The sequence below is a fragment of the Pseudomonas sp. CBC3 genome, from assembly GCF_037967085.1.
GTDB lineage: Bacteria > Pseudomonadota > Gammaproteobacteria > Pseudomonadales > Pseudomonadaceae > Stutzerimonas.
Genome location: NZ_JBANEO010000002.1, coordinates 889,386 through 913,569, shown reverse-complemented (window position 1 = coordinate 913,569; position 24,184 = coordinate 889,386). Strand labels below are relative to the sequence as shown.

Sequence of the window (24,184 nt, the reverse complement as noted above, 5' to 3'; positions counted from 1 at the left end):
GTTGCCTGAGCTTGCGACTCCGGGCCGGCTTTTGCCCAGGCACCCATTGAGTTCGCATTCGATTAGCTTATCGGCGTCGTTTCGGTGAGCTTTAGGAGGCGGTTGAAAATAATTTGCAAGCCCCGAGAACAACCAGTACGACACCGGCGAATCCGCAAACAAGCGAGCCCGCCTGCGAAGGTTGTCGGGCGGGCAGTGGAAATCTTTAATGAATACGTCAGCAGCCGTGGCACTGCTGAATTCAGCCGGTTCGTTACCGAGTAAGAGCTGGGTGCGATTGCTGGCTACCGATGCAGGACGCAGGGACCTGGCGGCGCCCCCGCTCGCTACAACGATGCGCCGCCAGTGCGCGCTGGTCAGAAGGTATAGCCAAATTTTTCACGATGGTGCATAAGATATTGGCCATGCTTTTTCGACAACCCGCTTATGCGAAGCACTTTATCCAGGCCAAGCAGTGCTCGCGACTCGCCCTCCAGTCGCTCGCTTATGAGCAGTTGGCCGTCGTCAGCGAAAGAAACCAGACCGCTTTCAAACAACCGGTCGATATGCGCAGCAAGCAGGAGTCCGTTGTACGGGTCTAGCCTTGCCGTATCGTCAGCGACCGCCCACGGAACGATGTGCGATGCGACGAGAAGCTCTTGCATCGCTAGCCCAGTCAGCGCGCACTTACCTTCCCATTGGCCCATTAACGCTTTTCGAAATCTCGCTTGCCCTATGCGTTCCTGCCGAAGCGCCTCTCGGGTGGTTTCGCTCAATATGTCTGACTCACCAACCCGGCACTCTGGAAAATCCACGAGTATGCCTGCGGCGTCCAGCAAGTATTTCCCCGCAGCACCGCTCAAGCGGGACATGTAAATCTGATTGAGCGTACCGTTGCTATTGAACAGTTCGGGGTCGCATTGATTGTTGAAAAGCTTGACGAAATCGCCTGCTAAATTGGCTTTTAGTACAGGTCGCGCATTCGCCATAAACTCAATCTCAACACAGTTTCCCTTACCTTTCAGAGGATTAGGCTTCCGGGTTTCCGGACGTGGCGCGATGAAGGCATCATCTGTAGCGATTGCCACTTTAGTTAATAACTTGTCGTAAGCGCAGAAGATAACGTCCCCCGCTTTAACTTCGCTGACGACAGACCAGTGCCGAATGGTTCGGATCTGACCATTGGCGGAGATGGAGCGTAAAGGTGCCCATAGAAAGTTGTTGCCTGTAACTTCTGCGTAGGTGCTGCCGAGGTTGACCCAAAAGAAATCCATTTTTATTCCTACTAGTGGTGACGACGTCCAGCGATCGGTTTCGGCGGAATCTTCAATAACTTAATCCACAGGCGCATGACGATCTGCATGCCCTCGTGTTTGGCTTCGGGGCGGAATTTAAATGTAATTCGCAGGAAGGGCCGCTCTCGGCGTGAAGCCTTTGCTTTGTCTAGCACCGGCGTTCGTCGCGGGGTGAAGCCTGGCGGGGAAAATGGCCACCGATCCCCGATGCCTGCCTTAACGGTGGATTGCACTACCTTTACGAATCTCGCGGTTCGCAAGTACACCGGCGTTTGAGGTTAGATTCGTAAACTTGTGAGCGGAGGCAACCCGCCCAGTCAATCGACATCAACGCGGTAGGATCGCCCGCTCTACAACTCGGCAGGTTTTGTATGACGATCAAGCAGGTTGAGGCCGGCCTTAGGCAACATCCGGACATCAAGTTGGCCTACGTTTTCGGCTCGGTTGCCAAAGGCACGGTACGAAGTAAAAGTGATGTAGACGTCGCTGTCTATGGACTCACCCATGACTGCCGAGCAGCAGATAGCGCTCATCTCCGATATCGCTGAAGCCACTGGCCGCGCCGTGGATCTTATTGACCTGGCAACAATTGGCGAGCCGGTTGAGTAAATACTCAGGCACGGAGCGCGCATCATCGGTGAGCCGGGGCGTCACGCAGAGCTGGTGTACAAGCACATCCTCAATAACGACGACTTCATGCCCTATGTTGAACGATTGCTCGCCGAGAGGAGGCAGCGATGGATAGGCTAATCGTCGAGCGAAAACTCGATTCGCTCCAGCGATGCCTTGAGCACGTGCGAAGCAAGACCCCAAAAGAAATTGCCGACCTGCTTCATGATCTGGATTTGCAGGACGTGCTGGAGCTCAACTGGAAATTTCGATGGCTGCCTGCACGATCGACCTTGCCCATTGCGGCGTTTGGTTCAGGATCATCGTATCCTCCGGCTTAGGGAATACGATCTGGCCGTTGATTGTTTCCATCACGAGGAGCGGATCAGGAATGTCTTGCCCTGGCAGCGCTTCGGTGCTGTTGTCGAATACCTGCAGACGCGCCAAGTGCGGGATCAGCTTAATCAGGTTTACGCGAGATCCGGTCCAGCGCTCCCGGATTTTGTCTTCCGGGATATCGTGACCATCATTCGCTACGCGAAGCCGAACACGCTCGATATGCTGCTCGGGCGATGAGAGCCCACAGAAAAACATCATGACGTCGTGAGTCCGCGTCGCCTTTGCGAGCAGGTCTGGAATCGTGCGGCCTCCCAATGTGGTTTCAAAAGCGTAACTCTTGTACTGAGCCATTGCCGCCTCGAGCTTGGACCGTCCGTACTCCCATGCAAGGCCATTGGCCTTCGCAGTACCCATACCCAGTTGCACCATCAACTCACGCGCATAGGTATCGGGATTGAACCAGTTCAGGCCATGCTCCATTAACATGGAACCGCCCACAGAGCTTTTACCCGCACCGTTTACCCCAGCCAATACGAAAATAATGGGGCGCCCAGCCGCGCCAGCCTGGGGCATCAGAACGAGACGCCGGCTTTAGGACGATGGGCGTCTAACTTGCCCTTGGTTTCAAACAGCGCCTCTACCTTTTGCCTGACGTCTGGCTGCTCCAGTACCTCTAGCCGTGCCTCGAACCGATGAGCCAATTCGTCCAGCACGTTTCTGTCCCGCGAGTTAAGCATGTGGATTTCTTCAGTAAGCCGTTGATAGGTATCGGCATCCAGCAGAACCATGTCAACCGTGGAGTGGTTGGTGATGGCCACGCTCCCCGACTGACGAACTTGGCGCAGTACCTCGCCCCACTTGTTCTTCACCTGAGAGGCATTCTGACGAGGCAAATCTTGAATATCGGGCAGTTCGGTAATCATGGTTACCTCGGGGCAATCAAGTGTTTCGAGACATATTAGACATACTGTACATTTTTGCAATCTCCTAGCAGCTAGACCGGTGATGACAGCTGTGCTCCGTCTCGTTCTGAAATAGAACCGCATCCGCCGCTATTGGCGAATGCAATTACAACAGCTGCGGGCTCCGCCCGCCCTAACATTGCCACCTGGTGGACCGTTAGCGCGCTGGCTCCTTATATAGGCGTAATGAGCTAGGTCTCGAGGATGCCGAGCCGCTTCAGGAAAGACGCTTCGTCTTCTACCGCAACGCCCAACTCATTCGCCTTCGCCAGTTTCGACCCTGCCCCAGGCCCCGCCACCACTACGCTAGTCTTCGCCGATACCGACCCCGACACCTTCGCCCCGAGTGCCTCCAGCCTCGCCTTGGCCTCGTCGCGGCTCATGCTTTCCAGCGTGCCGGTCAACACCCAGGTTTGGCCCGCCAACGGCAAGCCTTCCGCCGCCTTACGCTCGCTTTGCCAGTGCATGCCGAACTCGTGCAACTGGGCCTCGATTGCGTAGGCGAGCTCGGCATTGGTCGGGTCATCGAAATAATCGCGTAACGCGCGAGCGGCCTTTTCGTTGAGGCGCTCGACCTGGCGTAGATCGAGCCAATCGGCTTCGATGATGCCCTTGAGGCTACCGAAACGGTCGGCGAGACGCTGAGCGCCGGTGGTGGCAATAAACGGAATGTTGAGTTTGTCGAGCAGTCCGGCGAGCGTCGCGCAGGCGGCAAACTCAGGATGCACGGCGCCCTCCTCTTGCAGCTGCACGCCTCGCTCGCGCAGCTGTTCGATGACGAGCTGGTTATGCTCATCCTCAAAGAAGCTGTGAATTTCATGGGCTACTTCCAGGCCGATGTCCGGCAGGTAAACCAGCACATCCGGTAACGCCCGGCTGATGCGATCCAGGGAACCCAAGGCCCGCGCCAGGAGTTTGGCCGTGCCCTCGCCCACGTCGGGAATGCCCAGCGCATAGATGAAGCGCGCTAAGGACGGCGTGCGGCTGACGTCGATGGATTTGAGCAGGTTGCGAGTCGACACTTCGGCGAAGCCTTCCAGAGCCAATACCTGCTCGAAGGTCAAGCAGTAGAGATCGGCTGGCGAGCTGACCAGTCCGGTATCGACCAGCTGCTCGACGATCTTGTCACCGAGCCCGTCGATGTCCATGGCGCGACGCGAAACGAAATGAATGATCGCCTGCTTGAGCTGCGCCTGGCAGGCCAGCCGGCCCACGCAGCGGTAGATCGAACCTTCGCTGATCGACTCCCGGCCCTTGCTGCGTTTGATCAGCTGGGTGCGTTCAACGGCCGAGCCGCAGACTGGGCATTGTTCCGGTACGTGAACGACACGCGCGTTTTCAGGACGACGCTCCGGGATCACACCGAGAATTTGCGGAATCACATCGCCCGCGCGCCGCACGATGACCGTGTCGCCGATCATCACGCCCAGGCGCGCCACCTCATCCATGTTGTGCAGCGTGGCGTTCGAGACCGTCACGCCAGCGACCTGCACGGGCTTCAGGCGTGCAACCGGTGTGATTGCGCCAGTACGGCCCACCTGGAATTCCACGTCCAGTAGTTCGGTCACTTCCTCGCGGGCCGGAAACTTATGCGCGATGGCCCAGCGTGGTTCGCGCGCACGGAAGCCCAGCTCGCGCTGCTGCGCGGTCGAGTTGACCTTGAACACTACGCCATCAATCTCGTATGGCAGCGCGTCGCGTTTTTCGCCGATCGACTGGTAATAGGCACGGCACTCAGCGACGCCCTTGGCCAGCCTCAGCTCACGGCTAATGGGCAAACCCCAGCCTTTGAGCGCATTGAGGATGTCGATGTGGGTATCCGGCAGCTCGCCATCGCTGCGGCCGACGCCGTAGGCACAAAGCTCCAGCGGGCGGCTGGCGGTTATCTTCGAGTCAAGCTGTCGCAGGCTGCCGGCTGCGGCGTTGCGTGGATTAGCGAAGGGCTTGCCGCCGGCTTCCAGTTGGCGTGCATTCAACGCCTCGAAGCCGGCCTTGGGCATATAAATTTCACCGCGCACTTCCAGTACCGACGGCCAGCCGCTGCCATGCAGTTTGAGCGGGATATTGCGAATGGTGCGGACGTTGGTGCTGATGTCCTCGCCCGTACTGCCGTCACCACGCGTGGCACCGCGTACCAGCTGGCCGTTTTCGTAAAGCAGGCTGACGGCCAGGCCGTCGAGTTTCGGTTCGCAGCTGTATTCCAGCTCAGCGCCGTTGCCAAATAGATCACCCGAGGGCAAGTCCAGCCCGTCGCGGGCGCGTCGATCGAAGTCGAGCAGATCCTGCTCCTCGAAGGCATTGCCCAGGCTCAGCATCGGCACTTCGTGGCGGACCTGGCCGAATGCCGCTAAGGCCGCACCACCGACACGCTGAGTGGGTGAGTCGGGGGTGACCAGTTCCGGGTGTTCGGTTTCGAGCGCTTTGAGCTCCTTGAACAGGCGGTCGTACTCGGCATCGGGAACGCTGGGCTCGTCGAGTACGTAGTAGCGATAGTTGTGAGCGTCGATTTCGCTGCGCAGTTCGGCGATGCGCTCGGCAGCAGTTTGGGCGGAAGGCATAGAACGGAGCCGTGGCAGTGGCAATGCTGGTCAGACAGTCTCAGCGCGCCTTTGGTTGATATAAGGCGCGGGATTTTAGCCGATCCGGCAATTGAGGACAGGTTTGCGCGGGGGTTCGGTCTTTCGGAGGGGCTGGGCCTGCGGCGTACTTCGCCGCGAGGGCGCGCCTCCTACAAGAGCGGAGCGGTTTTAGTAGGGTGGGCTTCAGCCCACCGTGGTTCCTGTGGTGGGCTGAAGCCCACCCTACGGGCTGAAGCGGAGCGCCGCCCGGCCAGTCAGCGTTGCTTGACGGTCATCTGTCGGCGTTCGTATTCGACGATGCGCTGGCGGTAGTGTTCGATGGTCTGCGCGGTCAATACGCTGCGCTGATCGTCTTTCAACTCGCCGTTCAATTCCGAGGACAGCTTGCGTGCGGCGGCGACCATCACGTCGAAGGCTTGCTTGGGATGACGCGGGCCGGGCAGGCCGAGGAAGAAGCTCACGGCCGGCGTGGTGAAATGGTCGATATCATCCAGATCGAATGTGCCGGGCTTGACGGCGTTGGCCATGGAAAACAGCACCTCGCCATTGCCTGCCATGCTTTCGTGGCGATGGAATATGTCCATTTCGCCGAAACGCAGGCCGCTTTCCAGAATGTTCTGCAGCAGCGCCGGGCCACGGAAGCCGTGCGGGTCGCGGGAAATCACGTTGATGACGAGCACTTCCTCGACCGGAGGCAGTTCATGCTCGGACTCGCTCGCCTCACCGTCATCGCCTGCCACAGGCTCGAGCAATGTCGGGACCGGCTCATCGCTGGTGAAGTGTAGATCGCCCTGCTGAGGTTCGTTGGTGCGACGTTTGACTGTCTCGCGCGCGCTCATTGACGGGAGATCCGTTTCGTCCAGCGATGGCTCGTTGTTGCGGCTAACGACTCGCGGCGGTCCTAACAACTCATTGGAGTCGCCTTCGTCAGGGAAACTGTTGGCGATATTGCGATCTAGCTTGAATTTCAACTTGCCTTTGCTGCCGCGCATCCGGCGCCAGCCATCGAAAAGAATGCCGGCGATAACAATGATGCCGATGAGGATCAGCCACTCGCGCAGACCGATATCCATTAATGCTTAAACCCCTGAAATCGATGATAAAGACGCAGATTCACAGCCGCTGAACAGGCTCATCTGCGCATCGCAAAAATTGCGCTCTAAACTAGCACGACGAACGGTAGATGTGCACCGCCCGACGCGGCTCTTTTGTTAGTCTCCGTTTCCCTCAAAAACACCCGAACTAGCGGGTCTCAAGCCTCCACGAGTGCTACCGCCTGTTCCACATCGACGGCCACCAACCTTGAACAACCCGGTTCATGCATGGTCACGCCCATCAGCTGATCAGCCATCTCCATCGCGATCTTGTTGTGCGTGATGTAGATGAACTGCACCTTTTCGGACATTTCCTTGACCAGTCGCGCGTAGCGGCCGACGTTGGCGTCGTCCAGGGGTGCATCCACTTCATCGAGCATGCAGAACGGTGCCGGGTTGAGCTGGAAGATCGCAAACACGAGCGCCAGAGCGGTCAGTGCTTTTTCGCCGCCTGACAACAGGTGGATGGTGCTGTTCTTCTTGCCCGGCGGACGCGCCATGATCGCCACCCCGGTATCGAGTAAATCTTCCCCGGTAAGTTCCAGATAAGCGCTGCCGCCACCGAAAACCTTGGGAAAAAGCGCCTGCAGCCCGCCATTGATCTGGTCGAAGGTATCCTTGAAGCGATTGCGGGTTTCCTTGTCAATCTTGCGGATGACATTCTCCAGCGTATCCAGCGCCTCGGTGAGGTCATCGTTCTGCGCATCGAGATAGCGCTTTCGTTCCGATTGCTGATGGTATTCGTCGATCGCCGCGAGGTTGATCGGACCGAGGCGCTGAATACGCGCAGCAAGGCGCTCGAGTTCAGCCTCCCACTCCGCCTCCGCTGCGCCAGTAGGCAGCGTCGCGAGCACGCCATGCAGATCGAAGCCATCTTCGTGCAGCTGATCCTGCAACGCCTTGCGCCGAACGCTGAGCGCTTGCCACTCCATGCGCTGCTGTTCGAGCTGGCCGCGTAATAGTTGCGCCTGCTGTTCAGCCTGAGTACGGCGCTTTTCAACATCGCGCAATTCTCGGTCGGCGCCTTCGAGTGCCAGGCGCGCCATCTTGAGCTCCTCCTCGACACCCATGCGTCGCTCAAGCAGCTCCTCGAGCTTCATTCGCAATTCATCGAGCGGGGCTTCACCCTCTTCCAGATTCAGACTGAGCTGCTCGCGACGCTCCATCGCTCGTTCGAATTGTTGTTCTAGGCGCTCCAATGCCTGACGAGTCGAATCATATTGTGCTTTCAGCGAGCCGACTCGCACGGCCAACTGGTGCGCGTGATCCTTATGCTGGCGGGCCTCCTGGCGAATCCGGTCGAGAGACTCGCGGATGCCATCGCGGCTCGCCAGCAATGTTTCGCGTTGTTCGGTATCCGCTGCCATCGCGTCGAGCGCATCCTGCAGATGCAAACGAGCCTCGCCGAGCTGTTCGGTTTCAAGCTCACGCTGTTCGGACAGTTCGGAAAGCTCTTCATCTAGTCGAACACGGCGCAAGCTGAGCTGCTCCAGCCTGGCCTGGCTGGCGGATAATCGTGCATTCAGCTCGGCCTGCTGACGGGACAGGTCTTGATGCTGACGACGCTGCTGTTCGCGCCGATCTTCCGATTCACGTTGTGTTTCGCGAAGCTGGCCGAGCCGCTCGCCCTGCAGTTCCAGACTTTGTTCGCGCTCATCGCGCTCAGCCTGCAGCCGCTCCAGTTCCTGACCGCGCGCCAGCAGTCCGGACTCGGCCTCTCCGGCACGCCGCACGCGCAAAAAATGTCGACCAACCCAGTAGCCGTCACGGCTGATCAGGCTTTCGCCCTCGCCGAGCGAACCACGTGCAGCCAGCGCCTGATCAAGATCATCCACCGGACGCACCCGCCCCAACCAAGGCGACAAATCGGCAACTGACTCGACCTTATCCAGCAAGCTGTTGGCCATGATCCCGCCGCCCTGCGCCGGGCTGACAAGCCGTAGATCGCCCTGCTCGAAGCCGCTCATATCGAGGCCGTCGAATTGGTCCAGTAAGACCGCCTGTAAATCCGCGCCCAGCACGGTTTCGACCGCCAGCTCCCAGCCCGGCTCGACGCGCAGCCCTTCGGCGAGGCGCGGACGCTCATCGAGACTTTGCTCACGCAACCATTCGGAAACGCCTTTGCCTGGATCCATCGCGGCCTGCTGCAGGGCTTCCAGCGAAGCGATGCGGCCATTGAGCCGCTGCAGTTCACCCTGCGCCTGCTGCTCGGCCTGGCCGACCTGCTGCAGCTGCTCGCGTATGCGTTCGAGCTGCTGATCGGTCTGCTCTTGCGCGGCAATTAGCTCTTCCAAGCTCAACTCACCGACGGACAGCTGTTCGCTCAGCTCCGCTACCGCGACATCCTCAGGGTCGCCCGCGAGCAAGGTGCGTTCGTCATCCAGACGACGCTGACGCTCGCTCAGACGCTCCAGTGCATGTTCGAGCTGCTGGATACGCGACTGCTGCACCTCGGCCGCCCGGCGCGGCTCGGCACTCTGCTGATTGAAGCGTTCCCACTGCTCCTGCCATGCCTGCATGGCAGTTTCGGCCTCTTCGAGTTGCGCCGCGGTTTCCTCGGCTGCCGCGCCGGCGATGTCTTGCTCGGGCTTGAGCATTGCCAGCTCCTCGCCGAGGGTGGCGAGCAAGGTGCGGTCGTGGCCCAGGTGCGATTCGGTTTCCAAGCGTGCTTGCTCGGCCTCGCGAAGATCATCCTGCAGCTGCCGCAAACGCTGCTGGCCATGCTGGATGCTCTGCTCGACCCGTGCGATATCGCCGCCGACCGAATAGAAGCGCCCTTGGACCAGATTGAATCGCTCGGACAGCTCGTGATGACCGTCACGCAGCCGCTCGATACCGGCGTCGGCGTTGCGCTGTTCGGCGACCAGCGCCTCGAAACCGACCTCCTGATCGCCGATCACTTGCTCGCGCTGGCCGACCTGTTCGTTCAACACCTGCCAACGCAACGCCGACAATTGCGCCTTGAGCTGACGCTCTTCGGCCTTGTATTCCTGATATTTCTCAGCGGACTGCGCCTGGCGGTGCAAGCGCTCCAGCTGGCGCTCGAGCTCTTCGCGCAGATCGGTCAGGCGCGCAAGGTTTTCATGGGTGCGGCGAATGCGGTTCTCGGTTTCACGGCGGCGCTCCTTGTACTTGGAGATGCCCGCCGCCTCTTCGATGAAGTTACGCAGATCCTCAGGCTTGGCCTCGATCAGCTTGGAGATCATGCCCTGCTCGATGATCGAGTAGCTGCGAGGGCCCAGGCCGGTGCCCAGAAAGATGTCAGTAATATCGCGGCGGCGGCATTTCACGCCATTGAGGAAGTAGGTGTTCTGCGCATCGCGAGTCACGCGGCGGCGGATGGAGATTTCGGCGAAGGCTGCGTATTCGCCGGTCAGCGTGCCGTCGGAGTTATCGAAGATCAGCTCGATGCTGGCCTGGGTCACCGGTTTGCGCGTATTGGAGCCGTTGAAGATGACATCGGTCATCGACTCGCCACGCAGATTTTTCGCCGAACTTTCGCCCATCACCCAGCGCACGGCGTCGATGATGTTGGATTTGCCGCAGCCGTTCGGCCCGACCACGGCCGCCATGTTGCTGGGGAAGCTCACGGTGGTGGGATCAACGAAGGATTTGAAGCCGGCCAGCTTGATGCTTTTCAGACGCATGCGGGCCTATCCGTGGCAGTCAGCGTGAGGACGAACAAGAGAGTCGCCTTGAACATCGGGATTCCTGGCATCGAGTGGGTGCTGGCGAGAAAACGGCGGAGTTTATCACGCCGCTTTGTAGCCATCGCGGTGATAGATGCGTAGTGCTTCAAGCAATCGCGAGTCGCCCGCCACGCGCCCAGACGCTAGCTCCGTTTCGGCGTGACTTGGAGTTTCTTGCCTGGCGGGCTGAAGCGGAGCGCCGCTCGGCCCACACTACTGGGCTGACCCATGCGATCTTAATGTAGGGTGGGCTTCAGCCCACCAACGATGCCGCGAGCACTTCGTAGGCAGCAACAAACGACATGAATCGTAGCGTGGCCGTCAACTTGCAGAATGCTGGCTCTGTTTCGGTGTGACTTGGGACTGCGCCTGGTGGGCTGAAGCCCACCCTACGGCATTACTTCACCAGACCATCGCTTGCGGTTCGCTTCAACCGCCGGTCATGCTCATGAAGCGCACCACTTGCACTTGCTCGTCGGTACGGAATTCATGTCTTTCCGGCTTGAGCTGCAGCGCGTCAACCAACGCTTGACGCAGTCGCTCACTGTCGCCCGGATGGCTGCGCATCAGGGTCTTGAGGTCCAGTGCGCCTTCATGGCCGAGACATAGCACCAGCTTGCCTTCAGCCGTGACACGCACCCGGTTGCAACTACCGCAGAAGTTGTTGCTGTGCGGCGAGATAAAGCCGACCTGGGTTTCGCTGCCAGCGACCTGCCAATAGCGTGACGGGCCGCCGGTGGTGTGGCTACTGCGTATCAGCTGGTGGCCGACTTCGATGCGCTCACGCACCTCTTCGCTGGAACAAAAGGTAATTTCACGCTCATGGCTGGAGATATTGCCGAGCGGCATTTCCTCGATGAAGCTGATGTCCAGCCCGCGCTCCACAGCGAAATTCACCAAGTCCAGCACCTCGTCGTCGTTCCTGCCCTTCTGGATCACGCTGTTGAGCTTGATCCGGCGGAAACCTGCGCTACGCGCGGCATCGATGCCTTCGATGACCTGATGAAGCATGTCACGGCGGGTCAGCTCGGCGAATCGCTCGCGCTTGAGCGAGTCGAGACTGACATTAAGACGCTTGACGCCCGCGTCGCGCAGTACTGTCGCGAGTACTGGCAGTTGCGAGCCGTTGGTGGTGATGGCCAGATCTTCCAGTTCTTCACGCGCGCCCAGACGACTCAGCAGGCTCGGCAAGCCCTTGCGCACCAGCGGCTCGCCACCCGTCACGCGGATACGTTTGACGCCAAGACTGATGAACGCATCAGCTACGGCATAAAGCTCTTCCAGCGTGAGAATCTGCGCACGCGGAGCGAATACCATGTCTTCGCTCATGCAATAGGTGCAGCGAAAGTCGCAGCGGTCGGTGACCGACAGCCTCAGGTAGGTGATGCGTCGGCCGAATGGATCGACCAACTGGGAATCTGGCATGTCGCTCTCCAAACACTTGATGCGCGGGCTAAGACTATGCCGGAACGTGACGCGTGGCAAAGGTACGGAGCCAAATGGTCTATCGGAGCTTGGAGCGGCGTAATCCCACGAAGCCCCTCCTCTGACCGTGCATTCAAAAAAAAACGAAAACCGTCCAGCTTTTTCTGACCGCCGTCCGCAACGATGTTTTGCCAGTGCGGTTCGAACGTTAGGATATTCGCCTTCTCCGTTTTGCCGGGAGCTTACGCACATGGACAACGACGCCCTCCGTTCGATGGGCTGGCGGGAGCGCCTCTACGTCATCATCTTCTTTACCAATACGCCGGCAGGTAAACGATTCGACACCTGGCTACTGGTATTCATTTTCGCGAGCCTCGTGGTTGTGATGCTCGACAGCATCGCGATCTACCGGTTGGAATACGGCACGTTCCTGGTCGGTCTCGAATGGTTTTTTACCGCCGTTTTCGCTATCGAATATCTCGTGCGGATTTATACCCACCCCGAGCCGCGCAAGTACATTTTCAGTTTCTATGGAGCCATCGACCTACTGTCGGTACTCCCAGCGTTCATCGCCTTGCTGTTACCGGATGCGCAGTACCTGCTGGTAGTACGTGCGATCCGGATGTTGAGGGTGTTCCGCGTACTCAAGCTGACTCAGTATCTGAGCCAGGCCAACTTCTTAATGGTTGCCCTTCGCGGCAGCAAACAGAAGATTGTTGTCTTTCTGCTCAGCGTCACCACCATGGTGCTGGTGTTCGGCACCTTGATGTACGTGATCGAAGGGCCATCGAGAGGCTTCACCAGCATTCCGATGAGTATTTATTGGGCGATCGTCACGATCACAACCGTCGGTTTTGGTGACATCGTGCCGCAAACTCCACTAGGCAAGGCGGTGGCGAGCCTGGTGATGATCACGGGTTATTCAATCATCGCCGTCCCTACCGGCATTTTCACTGCCGAGCTGGCTACTGCCATGCGTGCTGACAGCTTGCAGCATCGTTGCCCCACATGCGAAAAGCTCAGCCACGAAGCCAATGCAGCGTTCTGCAGCCGGTGCGGTACTCAGCTCTTCAAGCGCCCTGAACCCGACGCCGAAAGCTGAGCCGCGCGCACAAAGACGTTCACTCCCTGATTTCCTCGAATCAAACGCCACTGCGCTCCATTCGAACCGCCTCGGTCGAGGGTTGTCACAACCTCTGACCTGCCGCGGGCCCGGATGGAGACGCGAATGCCCCTGCTCAAACTGCTGCACTTCGCAAGCCTGCTGTGCTGGTGCGGCACTCTCCTGTACCTGCCTGCGCTCATTGCCGCCGGCACCAAGCGTACTGATGCGCTTTTTTACCGGGACCATGCTCATCTCACGCGCATGGTGTTCAACCTTGTCGGTACGCCGGCTGCTCTGATCGCCATCGGCTCGGGGACAGCCCTGTTTCTGCGCGACGGCATCATGGCTGGCTGGTTGATTGTCAAACTCAGCACCGTCGCAGGCATGGTCTTGTGTCATGCCCTTTGCGGCGTACTTGTGCTGCATATCGAACGCACCCCGGAACAGAGCGTGACCACCCGTTGCCGCGTTCTTGGCGTGGCCATCGCGGCTTTCACTACCGCGACGCTCTGGCTGGTACTGGCCAAGCCGTTTTAGCCCATGACCCAACCGCCGGATCGAACCGAATAGCGCCCATGACCGAACGATTCAAGCCTCACCCACAGCAGCCCAGGTCAGACCTTGTCCAGATCGACCCCAACGGCATGCTCATAGACCAGTCGCCCCCCCAGATAGGCGGCCAGCGAGATCAATGCGGCCGTGATCGCGGACAGGTACAGCGCCCACAGATGAATGTTGTCCCCCTCGTTCTGGAAGCGCAGCAACCAATTGAGCGAAGCCAGCGAAAGCATCATCACCGCGAGGATCGCATGGCACCAGGCGGTGATCTTCTGACGAATCTCGCGCACCGTGAGCAGGTCGATCAGGCCGAAGATGCTCGCGACCCAGCCGCCCAACGCACCCACACCGGCGAGCCAGAGCCCGGCCCGCCACCAGAAATCATCCAGCGTCCAGATATGGGCGAGATCGACCGGCAGCAAGCCGATCAGCGCCGCTACCGGGAAATGGATCAGCATCGGATGCAGGGGGTGTCCGGCGATCGCGGCGCGACTGTGAATAGAACTTTGGTCATTGGCCATCCGGCACTCCAGCGGCATAAAGGGGAACGCGCCGAACGAGCCGGCAGCCTCTTGAAATGGACCACGCTGGCGCTGGCAGTTCCTTTATTGGCCGCGTGCGGTGGCCCACTGTCCGCGCTCCACCCGGCCAGCCCGATGGCAAGGCAGGTGGCGAATGTCTGGTGGGGCATGTTCGCCTTCGCCACCTTGGTGCTGGTCGTGGTCAGCGCGATCTGGATCTACGCGCTGGTACGCAAGCCACGCCAGACCAGCCAGGAACAGGCGATGCGAATCAATCGCTGGTGGATCATCGGTGGCGGCGTCGTGCTGCCAAGCGTGAGCATCATCGTGCTGCTGATATTCGGCATCCCCACTGGCCGCGGCATGATTCCGCTTCCCGTGGACGGCGAGCAGCCGCTGAAGGTGGAGGTCACCGGCCATCAATGGTGGTGGGAAGTGCACTACCCCGACAGCGGCGTTACCACGGCCAATCAGTTGATCATCCCAGCCGGCCGCCTGATAGACGTGCATGTCACCAGTGCGGACGTTATCCACTCGTTCTGGGTGCCTCGTCTTGGCGGAAAAATGGACATGCTGCCCGGCCGAACCAACGTCATTCGCATCGAAGCCGGGCATGCCGGGATCTTTCATGGGCAGTGCTCGGAATTCTGCGGACTTCAGCACACCCACATGAAACTCCATGTCGAAGCCCAGACCACTGCCGACTTCGACGCCTGGATCGCCGCGAGGGAAAACCTCAGCTTCACGCGGCGCGCGCCCGGTGCGGCCGGTCAGGTCTTCGACGAACGCTGCGGCCAATGTCATCGCGTCGAGGGAATAACCGACGGCAATCGAGCACCGGACCTGACCGACCTCGCCAGCCGCCCGTCGCTGGGCGCCGGAGTGATCGAAAACGACCATGAAGGACTGCGCCGTTGGTTGCGCGAACACAAGTCGCTCAAATTCGGAAACGGCATGCCTGCCCATGATGACGTTCCGCCAGAAACCCTCGATCAGATTGCCGATTGGCTGGAGACGCTCGCTCCATGATTTCTTCGTTCAGGGGCAGCGCCCCTTCTACCGATCCGGATCAGCTTCACGATCAATTCAATGACGTCTGGGGCAACCCGCGCGGCTGGCGTGCGCTGACCATCGTCAACCACACCAGCATCGGCCTGCGCTTCATGGTCACTGGGGGCGTGTTCTTCCTGATCGGCGGGCTGATGGCGATGCTGATCCGCACGCAACTCGCCATGCCGGGCTACGTGTTGATGGAGCCGGACGTCTACAACCAGGTCTTCACCATGCACGGCTCGGTGATGATGTTCCTGTTCGCCGTGCCGATGATGGAAGGGCTGGCGGTCTATCTGATACCCAAGATGCTCGGCGCGCGGGATCTGGTCTTTCCCCGACTCTCGGCCCTCGGGTATTTCTGCTATTTGTTCGGCGGCATCATTCTGCTGTCCAGCGTATTTCTCGGCGTAGCGCCCAAGGCTGGCTGGTTCATGTACACGCCGCTGTCCAGCGCCTCGCACATGCCGGGCGTGAATTCGGACTTCTGGTTGCTGGGCATTACTTTTGTCGAAATTTCGGCGGTGAGCGCGGGCGTCGAGTTGGTGGTGTCGATCCTGCGCACCCGCACCAACGGCATGGCGCTGCACAAGATGCCGATTTACGCCTGGTACATCCTGGTGATGGCGATGATGATCGTCATCGGTTTCCCACCGCTGATCCTGGGCAGCATTCTCCTGGAGCTGGAGCGCGCCGCCGGCCTGCCTTTCTTCGACACGGCCAAGGGCGGTGACCCGGTACTCTGGCAGCACCTGTTCTGGCTGTTCGGCCACCCCGAGGTTTACATCATCTTTTTGCCCGGCGCTGGCATCGTCTCGACGTTGTTGCCGGTGTTCTGCCAGCGTCCGCTGGTGGGATATCGGTGGGTCGTGCTGGGCGTCCTGACTACAGGTTTTCTCAGCTTCGGGCTCTGGGTCCATCACATGTTTACGGTGGGCATCCCGGCGCTCGCACTGGGCTTCTTCTCGGCAGCGAGCATGCTGGTGGCCATCCCCACCGGGGTGCAGATTTTCGCCTGGATCGCGACCCTGTGGCTGGGCAAGCCGGTGTATCACGTCCCGATGCTTTGGCTGGTCGGGTTTCTGATCGTCTTCGTCTGCGGCGGCCTGACCGGCGTGATGGTGGCGCTGGTGCCCTTCGACTGGCAGGTACACGACACCCATTTCGTCGTCGCGCACATGCATTACGTGCTTGTCGGCGGCATGTTCTTTCCGTTGATGGCTGGGCTCTATTATTGGCTGCCGCATTTCTCCGGCCGCATGCCTTCCATACGCCTGGGACGCTGGGGGTTCTGGCTGGTATTCATCGGGTTCAATACCACCTTCCTGATCATGCACTGGACCGGCCTGATAGGCATGCCGCGCCGGGTCTATACCTACGACACCGGTCTGGGCTGGGACATACCCAATCTGATCTCATCGATCGGCAGCTTCATCATGGCCATCGGCATCGGCACCATACTGCTCGACATCGTGTTGCACTTCCGCTTCGGTCAGCCCGCCAAGACCAACCCCTGGAATGCCGACACGCTGGAATGGGCGACCAGCCTGCCACCGAGCCCGTACAACTTCGTCAGCCTGCCGGACATCACTGATCGTCATCCGCTGTGGAAGGATCCGGATCTGCCCCACAGCATCGCCCGCGCCGAACATGCGCTGACGACCATCGATCATGGACGACGGGAGACCTGGGGCTCGGACCCGCTGAGCGGCAAGGTACGTGAGGTCATTCATCTGCCGGGAAATAGCTGGTGGCCGTTCGTGGCCTCGGTATTTCTCGCCGCGCTCTGCCTGAGCCTGCTGAACAAGGTCTACTGGGGTGCACTGTTCGCGACGGTCGCAACCTTGATCGTGCTGTTCCGCTGGTCCTGGGAAAACGGCGCGCATCCATCCGCCGCACCGGATGCACGCACCCAGCCCGGCGAGCCTCCGCTGCATTCGCGCACCTTCGACGGCCCAGGGCTCTGGGGCATGGGCGTCACCTTACTGGCCAACGGCACGCTGTATCTGTCGCTGCTGTTCGGCTGGTTCTATCTGTGGACCGTCTCGCCGCAATGGCAGGTGCCGGAGCAGCCGCAACTGAACGGTTGGCTGATGCTCGCCAGCGCCGTTCTGCTGACCCTCGGTACGCTGTGGATGCGCGTCATACCGGCGCGGCTGCGCCGTGGCGATATCCGCGGCCTGATGGGCAATCTGGGTGTGGTAACAGCCATCGGTGTGGCGCAATTCGGCACCTTGTTATGGGTGTTGCTGAGCGCCAACTTGCAGGTAACCGAGACCGCCCACGACGCGGTGATCTTCGTGATCCTCGCCTACAGCCTGATCCATTGCGGCCTGGCAACCATCTGTACGTTGCTGCAGATGCTGCGGGTGCATCACGGTTATGTGGGTGAGATGGCGCCATACGAGCCAGTGGTCGTCGAGCAGCTCTGGTACTACAACGTTGGCGTGATCTGGAGCGCTTACGCGGCGATCGTTCTATTCCCGTCGGCCTGGGGAGGTGCCTGATGAGTTACCGCCGCACGTCAGTGTTTCATCCGATGCAGATCCCCTTCGGCCTGATCATCTGGAGCATCTGGTTCGCCACGATGTACGGCTCGCATGCGGTGGTCTGTTCGATCGCACCGCCTGATCCCAATCTGGGAATCTTCAATTGGCTGAACGCGAGTTTCGGCATATTCACCTTGGTAGTGGTTGCTCTGTTGCTTTGGCTGGGGTGGCGGTCCTGTAGACTCTCACGGCCACCACATGATCTCGACGAACGCCAAGTATTCGTCACCAAGGTCGCATCGGGGATTCATTTCATCGCGGCGTTGTCGACGGTGTTTGTCGGTCTGCAGCTGGCGTTTCTGCCGCCATGCGTGTGAGAACTCAGGAGCTCAATCGAGCTTCTTGCGAATCCAGTACAGGTAGGTTCCCTCTTCAGCCTGTTGACCGACCAGCTCATGACCGAGAAACACGCAGAATTTCGGTATATCGCGCTGGGTAGACGGATCGGTCGCGATGACCTTGAGCAACTCGCCCCCACCCAAGCCGCGCACCTTGTTGTGCAGCATCATCACCGGCTCGGGGCAGTTGAGGCCGCTGGCATCGAGCACCGCGTCGGCGGACAGTTCAACAGATTGAGACATCACAAACTCCCTAAAAACAGGTCGGCATTGTCGCCCAGACAGATCGCGCGGTCACTCGGCCAAGCGTCACAGCCGACGCAGATGGCAAGTCACTTCTTCGCGGTCATGGTAAAGCTGCTTGCAGCCGATGCTCGCTTTCACCCCTCGTTCGGCAAGCCCATCGGCAATGCGTTCCAGCAAACGTTTCACCTCGGCATAGCGTTGTTTCATCGGCAGCTTGAGGTTAACCACCGCTTCGCGACACAGGCCTTCGCCAATCCAGGTCTCCAGCAAAGCGGCATTTTTTGCGGGTTTCTCGACGATATCGCAGACCATCCAATCCACCGCACGCTTGGGGCGAAAGGCGAAGCCATCGGCCCGGTAATGGCCAACCAGCCCCGACTCGAGCAACGCTTCGTTCATCGGGCCGTTATCCACGGCCATCACCTCGATGTCACGGTTGACCAGCTGCCAGGTCCAACCACCCGGCGAAGCGCCCAGATCCACGGCAGTCATGCCCGCTGCCAGCCGCTCGTCCCACTGATCACGGGGAATGAAGTGATGCCAGGCCTCTTCCAGCTTCAACGTCGACCGGCTCGGCGCCTGCCGCGGGAATTTCAGACGCGGGATACCCATCGGCCACATCGCGCTGTTATCTGCCTCAGCGATACCAAGGAAAACTTCGCGACCACTTTTGAATGTCAGTAGCAAACGCGGGCCGTCACCGCCCACGCTCAATCGACCCGCTTTCGTCAGCGCCTTGCGCAACGGCGCCTCGAACTTGCGGCAGAAAGTCGACAGCTCCTTACCGTCATTGGTGTCCAGCACTTCCAGCCAGAGGCTTCCACAGACCGGATAGGATTTGAGACGGTCGAGCAGCACGCTGATCCGATCAGTTTCCGGCAGCGCCAGATAATCGCCTCGGGCCCATTGTCGGGGGAAGATCAGCCGCGCGAAGCGTGCGCCGCGCATTAGCCGCTCCGCACCATTTTCCTCGCTACAAATGAATTCAGCGCAGGCGCTGTCCGGTTTCGCCCTGGCGTAGCCCGTCACATCGAGGCGTGTGGCTTGATCACTGATTTCTGCACAGACTTCGTTCTCAAAGCCCGGTCGGCAATGCAGCAGCAGTGTTTTCATGGTACGTCCTGTAGTCAGCGCGAAGGCACATCGGCGCGCGAGCGCTCTGCGACCAAAGCCGCACATGATAGCCGAGAGGGGAACCCCAGGCTCTGTGCTCCGGTCCAGAACAGATAGCTGGGATCGATAAAGCCCGATCTACGGCCCTTCAGGCAGATGCAATGCCAAGCAAGATTCAACTGCCGCAGACACAGGTCTGCGGCCAGCTCCGTGGCGAAACATGCCGCCAGAAGCTAGCGTCAACATAACGCTTCCCATCCAGTAAGCCCGACCGTGCGGGCAAAAAGGAGAGACGAATGCGATCCCTGGACAGCTTGAACTGCCGCCGCAGCCTGGAGGTCAACGGCAAGACCTATCACTACTACAGCCTGCCCGAAGCCGCCAAACAGCTGGGCGACATCAGTCGTCTACCGACCTCGCTCAAGGTGTTGCTGGAGAACCTGTTGCGCTGGGAGGATGACGTCACGGTGCGTGCCGATGACTTCACCTCGCTGGCAGTATGGCTGAAGACCCACACCTCCGAGCGTGAGATCCAGTACCGTCCCGCGCGAGTGCTGATGCAGGATTTCACTGGCGTACCGGCCGTCGTCGACCTGACTGCCATGCGCGATGCCGTATCCCGAGCGGGCGGCGACCCTCAGCGCATCAACCCGCTTTCGCCGGTGGATCTGGTGATTGACCATTCGGTGATGGTGGACCGTTTTGGCAGCAATCAGGCGTTCGAGCAGAACGTCGAAATCGAAATGCAGCGCAACGGCGAACGCTATGAGTTCCTGCGCTGGGGCCAGCAGGCCTTCGATAATTTCCGCGTGGTACCGCCGGGCACCGGCATTTGCCACCAGGTCAACCTCGAATACCTGGGCCAGGTGGTGTGGACCAAGGAAGAAGATGGCGAAACCACCGCCTATCCGGACACGCTGGTCGGCACCGATTCGCATACCACCATGATCAACGGCCTCGGCGTGCTGGGCTGGGGCGTTGGCGGAATCGAGGCGGAGGCGGCCATGCTCGGCCAGCCCGTGTCGATGCTGATTCCGGAAGTGGTCGGCATGCGCCTGACCGGCAAGCTCAACGAAGGCGTGACCGCCACCGACCTGGTCCTTACCGTCACGCAGATGCTGCGCAAGCACGGCGTGGTGGGCAAGTTCGTCGAGTTCTTCGGTCCCGGTCTCGACAATCTTCCCCTCGCCGACCGCGCCACCATCGGCAACATGGCGCCGGAGTATGGCGCCACCTGCGGCTTCTTCCCGGTCGATCAGGTCACGATCGATTACCTGCGCCTGACCGGACGCGACGAGGACCGCATCGCGCTGGTCGAGGCCTACAGCAAGGCTCAGGGCATGTGGCGGGACAGCAATTCTCCGGACCCGGTATTCACCGCCACCCTCGAGCTCGACCTAAGCCAGGTCCGGCCTTCCCTCGCCGGCCCCAAGCGTCCGCAAGACCGGGTTTCGCTAGGGGATATCGGCGCCAACTTCGATCTTCTGCTGGAAACCAGTGGTAAAACCCAGCAAGCCAACAGCTCGGTGCCCGTAGCTGGCGAGGACTTCGGTCTCAAGCATGGCGCAGTCGTGATCGCGGCGATTACCTCCTGCACCAACACCTCCAACCCGAACGTGCTAATGGCCGCCGGCCTGGTGGCGAAGAAGGCACTCGAACGCGGCCTGAAGCGCGCGCCCTGGGTTAAATCATCCCTTGCGCCCGGCTCCAAGGTGGTCACCGATTATCTCGAACGCGCCGGCCTAACAACCTACCTGGATCAGCTCGGCTTCAACCTCGTCGGTTATGGCTGCACCACATGCATCGGTAACTCTGGACCACTGCCGGAAGCCATTGGCCAGACGATCACCGACAACGACCTGATCGTTTCCTCGGTGCTTTCCGGCAACCGCAACTTCGAGGGCCGCGTGCATCCGCTGGTCAAGGCCAACTGGCTGGCTTCGCCGCCGCTGGTCGTGGCTTTCGCGCTTGCCGGCACGACGCGAATCAACATGGACAAGGATCCGCTGGGCTACGACGAGCAGAACCAGCCTGTCTATCTCAAGGACATCTGGCCGAGCAGCACCGAGGTGAACGAAGCGGTCAGCAAGATCGACGGGCAGATGTTCCGCACCCGCTATTCGGACGTCTTCAGCGGCGACGAACACTGGCAGTCAATCGCGGTAACGGCGGGCGACACCTACGAGTGGAACAACAACTCCAGCTATGTGCAAAACCCGCCATTCTTTGAAGACATCGGCCAACCGCCGGCACCACCGAAGGATGTCGAAAACGCTCGCATCCTGGCGCTGTTTGGCGACTCGATCACCACTGACCACATCTCGCCAGCCGGTAACATCAAAGCCAGTTCACCGGCCGGCGTGTACCTGCAACAACTCGGCGTGCAGCCGGAAGATTTCAACTCTTACGGCTCGCGCCGTGGTAATCACGAAGTGATGATGCGCGGCACCTTTGCCAACATTCGTATCAAGAACGAAATGCTTGGCGGCGAAGAAGGCGGCAATACCCTGCATCAGCCGAGTGGCGAGCGGATGTCGATCTACGATGCGGCGATGCGCTATCAGACTGAAGGCGTGCCGCTGGTGGTGGTCGCAGGCAAGGAATACGGCACCGGCTCCAGCCGGGACTGGGCAGCCAAGGGCACCAACCTGCTCGGCGTCAAGGCAGTGATAGCCGAAAGCTTCGAGCGCATCCACCGCTCGAACCTGATCGGCATGGGCGTGCTGGCGCTGCAGTTCGTTGGCGAGCAGAACCGGCAGTCGCTGGGCCTGACCGGCAACGAGAAGCTCTCGATTCGCGGCCTTGGTGTCGACATCAAACCGCGCCAGTTGCTGACGGTGGATGTCGAGCGCGCAGACGGTTCCCGAGATAACTTCCAGGTGCTCTGCCGCATCGACACGCTCAATGAAGTCCAGTACTTCAAGGCCGGCGGCATTCTGCATTACGTGTTAAGGCAGTTGATCGAAGCCTGAGCGCTCGCCGCGCGGCCGCCGGAACGCCCGTTCGCAGTGACCTGCGGCGGGCGTTTTACTTTGCGGTGACCACTTATCCATCGCTTCTCAACTAATCGCTTTGCGTGCCGTTAAGACAAACAGCACGGTCAACCGACCCTAGAACAATCAGAAATCACGCAAGCCATTTTGAATTTGCCAGGCGTATTCCATATGCGAAACAACCAGCCCATCACCCAGCGCGAATATGCATTCCCCGACCAGCAACGGCTGATATCCACTACCGACCTGAAAGGCAAAATCAGCTACTGCAACGATATCTTTGCCGAAGTCAGCGGCTTCGATCGTGGCGAGTTGATCGGATCCCCGCACAACTTGATCCGTCATCCGGACGTGCCTTCCGCGGTATTCGCACATATGTGGACGACGCTCAAGGCAGGCAAGCCTTGGATGGGCATCGTCAAGAATCGACGCAAGGACGGCGACCATTACTGGGTCAACGCCTACGTGACGCCGGTGCTGGACATGCAGCGTAATGTGATCGGTTATGAATCGGTCCGTACCAAACCCACCCGCGAACAGATACAGCGAGCCGAAGCGCTCTATGCGCGGCTCAACGCTGGCAAAAGCGGCGTGCCACGCCGGGACAAGTGGCTGCCGCTGGTCGTCAACTGGCTCCCTTTCATCCTGACTAGCCAGATCGGTTTCATGGTCGGTTTCTGGCTCAACCACGCGTGGGGCTTCGCGCTGGCGGCGCTGCTATCTGTACCGCTGGGCCTGGCCGGACGCCATTGGCAGATGCGTGGCGTCAATCGCCTGGTGCGCCTGGCCGAGCAATCGATGAGCGATCCGATGATTGCCCGGATGTACACCGACAGTCAGGGCGTCGAAGCCCGGCTGGAGATGGCGATGCTCAGCGAGCATGCGCGGCTGAAAACCTGCCTGACTCGCCTGCAGGACAGCGCCGTGCAACTGCAGCAACAGGCCAAGCGGGCCGATGAACTGGCGCACAGTTGTTCGGACGGTCTGGCTCGTCAGCACCACGAAACCGAGCAGGTCGCCACAGCCATCAACCAGATGGCCGCAACGACCCAGGAAGTCGCCAGCAACGTCGCTCTAGCCGCCGGGGCTACGGAGCAGGCCAGCCAGCTGACGGCCCAGGGCCGTGAAATCGGTGCTCAGACCCGCAAGGCCATCGAACTGCTGGCCCATGCCGTGACGGAAACCGGCGATGCGGTTTCGGCACTGGCGCATAACAGTGAAGAAATCGGCACCGTGGTCGATGTGATCAAGAGCATCGCCGACCAGACCAACCTGCTGGCACTCAACGCGGCCATCGAAGCGGCGCGCGCCGGGGAAAGTGGCCGCGGTTTCGCGGTGGTCGCCGACGAGGTCCGTCAATTGGCCCAACGCACCGCTGCCGCCACCGGCCAGATCCATCAGCTGATTGAAAAACTGCAGGTGCAGGCACGGCATGCCGTCGAGACCACCGAGCAGGGACGCGTGCAGGCGAGCCGTGGCGTGGATCAGGTGGTCGACGCGGACAAGGCACTCGCCGGCATCAGCACGGCGATGGAAAGCATCATCGACATGACGTCGCAGATTGCCTCGGCAACCGAACAGCAGAGCGCGGTGGCAGACGAAATCAGCCACAACGTCAGCAATATTGCCCGCCTTGCGGTGCAGACGACAGGCGATGCACAGAGTTCGGCGCTGCTTTCCGAAGATCTGGCCAACACAGCCCGCTCGCAATACACCCTGGTGGAGCGTTTCAACCGCTGA

Annotated in this window: 18 protein-coding genes and 1 pseudogene; 9 read left to right on the top strand and 10 right to left on the bottom strand. The window is 60.0% G+C overall.

Annotated features, from left to right (window positions below):
* Positions 1-356: 356 nt before the first annotated feature.
* Complete coding sequence (locus V6943_RS11420) at positions 357-1,253, bottom strand: HNH endonuclease (protein WP_340553521.1); 897 nt, start codon at positions 1,251-1,253, stop codon at positions 357-359.
* A 392-nt stretch (positions 1,254-1,645) separates the two neighbouring features.
* Between V6943_RS11420 and V6943_RS20430 the strand changes: the two genes are divergently transcribed.
* Positions 1,646-1,822 (top strand): nucleotidyltransferase domain-containing protein, encoded by a 177-nt coding sequence (locus tag V6943_RS20430; RefSeq protein ID WP_445324129.1) that lies wholly within the window; start codon positions 1,646-1,648, stop codon positions 1,820-1,822.
* Between the two features lie 316 nt (positions 1,823-2,138).
* On the opposite strand, the gene V6943_RS11415 is transcribed toward V6943_RS20430, so the two are convergent.
* From V6943_RS11415 to moaA, 6 genes are all read right to left on the bottom strand, one after another.
* A complete protein-coding gene (locus tag V6943_RS11415) occupies positions 2,139-2,795 on the bottom strand; it encodes a hypothetical protein (protein WP_340553520.1) in 657 nt (218 codons plus the stop codon).
* Positions 2,795-3,145 carry a type II toxin-antitoxin system prevent-host-death family antitoxin gene (locus V6943_RS11410; protein ID WP_340553519.1) on the bottom strand — a complete coding sequence of 117 codons (351 nt, stop codon included), beginning with the start codon at positions 3,143-3,145 and terminating at the stop codon, positions 2,795-2,797. Before V6943_RS11410 ends, V6943_RS11415 begins: the two co-directional genes overlap by 1 nt.
* Before the next feature lie 230 nt (positions 3,146-3,375).
* Positions 3,376-5,742 carry an NAD-dependent DNA ligase LigA gene (gene ligA / locus V6943_RS11405; RefSeq protein WP_340553518.1) on the bottom strand — a complete coding sequence of 789 codons (2,367 nt, stop codon included), beginning with the start codon at positions 5,740-5,742 and terminating at the stop codon, positions 3,376-3,378.
* A 275-nt stretch (positions 5,743-6,017) separates the two neighbouring features.
* Complete coding sequence (gene zipA / locus V6943_RS11400; RefSeq protein WP_131648581.1) at positions 6,018-6,836, bottom strand: cell division protein ZipA; 819 nt, start codon at positions 6,834-6,836, stop codon at positions 6,018-6,020.
* Positions 6,837-7,015: 179 nt separating this feature from the next.
* Entirely contained in the window at positions 7,016-10,504 is a 3,489-nt protein-coding gene (gene smc, locus V6943_RS11395; RefSeq protein ID WP_340553517.1) for a chromosome segregation protein SMC, read from the bottom strand.
* Between the two features lie 471 nt (positions 10,505-10,975).
* Positions 10,976-11,971 carry a GTP 3',8-cyclase MoaA gene (gene moaA / locus V6943_RS11390; RefSeq protein WP_181102059.1) on the bottom strand — a complete coding sequence of 332 codons (996 nt, stop codon included), beginning with the start codon at positions 11,969-11,971 and terminating at the stop codon, positions 10,976-10,978.
* Between the two features lie 250 nt (positions 11,972-12,221).
* Between moaA and V6943_RS11385 the strand changes: the two genes are divergently transcribed.
* Both V6943_RS11385 and V6943_RS11380 read left to right on the top strand, forming a co-directional pair.
* Entirely contained in the window at positions 12,222-13,073 is an 852-nt protein-coding gene (locus V6943_RS11385) for an ion transporter (protein ID WP_340553516.1), read from the top strand.
* 126 nt (positions 13,074-13,199) lie between these two features.
* On the top strand, positions 13,200-13,613 hold the full coding sequence (locus V6943_RS11380) for a CopD family protein (protein WP_131648577.1): 414 nt from the start codon (positions 13,200-13,202) through the stop codon (positions 13,611-13,613).
* A 77-nt stretch (positions 13,614-13,690) separates the two neighbouring features.
* Here the strand turns inward: V6943_RS11380 and V6943_RS11375 are convergent, their stop codons facing one another.
* Positions 13,691-14,155 (bottom strand): DUF2231 domain-containing protein, encoded by a 465-nt coding sequence (locus V6943_RS11375; RefSeq protein WP_131648576.1) that lies wholly within the window; start codon positions 14,153-14,155, stop codon positions 13,691-13,693.
* Positions 14,156-14,290: 135 nt separating this feature from the next.
* On the opposite strand from V6943_RS11375, the gene coxB reads away from it, so the two are divergent.
* From coxB to V6943_RS11360, 3 genes are read left to right on the top strand one after another with little or no spacing between them, the layout of a single operon-like run.
* Entirely contained in the window at positions 14,291-15,184 is an 894-nt protein-coding gene (coxB, locus tag V6943_RS11370) for a cytochrome c oxidase subunit II (protein ID WP_340553725.1), read from the top strand.
* Positions 15,181-17,712, top strand: coding sequence for a cytochrome c oxidase subunit I (gene ctaD, locus V6943_RS11365; RefSeq protein WP_340553515.1), 2,532 nt, complete (start codon positions 15,181-15,183; stop codon positions 17,710-17,712). Before coxB ends, ctaD begins: the two co-directional genes overlap by 4 nt.
* Positions 17,712-18,071 carry a hypothetical protein gene (locus tag V6943_RS11360; RefSeq protein WP_131648574.1) on the top strand — a complete coding sequence of 120 codons (360 nt, stop codon included), beginning with the start codon at positions 17,712-17,714 and terminating at the stop codon, positions 18,069-18,071. The genes ctaD and V6943_RS11360 overlap by 1 nt, the downstream gene beginning before the upstream one ends.
* Positions 18,072-18,083: 12 nt before the next feature.
* On the opposite strand, the gene tusA is transcribed toward V6943_RS11360, so the two are convergent.
* A complete protein-coding gene (gene tusA / locus V6943_RS11355) occupies positions 18,084-18,335 on the bottom strand; it encodes a sulfurtransferase TusA (RefSeq protein ID WP_131648573.1) in 252 nt (83 codons plus the stop codon).
* Between the two features lie 66 nt (positions 18,336-18,401).
* The gene (rlmM, locus tag V6943_RS11350; protein ID WP_131648572.1) at positions 18,402-19,451 is read right to left on the bottom strand and encodes a 23S rRNA (cytidine(2498)-2'-O)-methyltransferase RlmM; all 1,050 of its coding nucleotides are present in this window, start codon (positions 19,449-19,451) and stop codon (positions 18,402-18,404) included.
* 296 nt (positions 19,452-19,747) lie between these two features.
* Between rlmM and acnA the strand changes: the two genes are divergently transcribed.
* The 3 genes and pseudogenes from acnA (at position 19,748) to V6943_RS11340 (ending at position 24,184) form a co-directional block, all read left to right on the top strand.
* Positions 19,748-22,423 carry an aconitate hydratase AcnA gene (acnA, locus tag V6943_RS11345; protein WP_340553514.1) on the top strand — a complete coding sequence of 892 codons (2,676 nt, stop codon included), beginning with the start codon at positions 19,748-19,750 and terminating at the stop codon, positions 22,421-22,423.
* Between the two features lie 192 nt (positions 22,424-22,615).
* Positions 22,616-22,945, top strand: a pseudogene (locus V6943_RS20425) (PAS domain-containing protein); the annotation flags it as partial.
* Positions 22,928-24,184, top strand: coding sequence for a methyl-accepting chemotaxis protein (locus V6943_RS11340; RefSeq protein WP_371924041.1), 1,257 nt, complete (start codon positions 22,928-22,930; stop codon positions 24,182-24,184). The pseudogene V6943_RS20425 and the gene V6943_RS11340, both read left to right, overlap by 18 nt.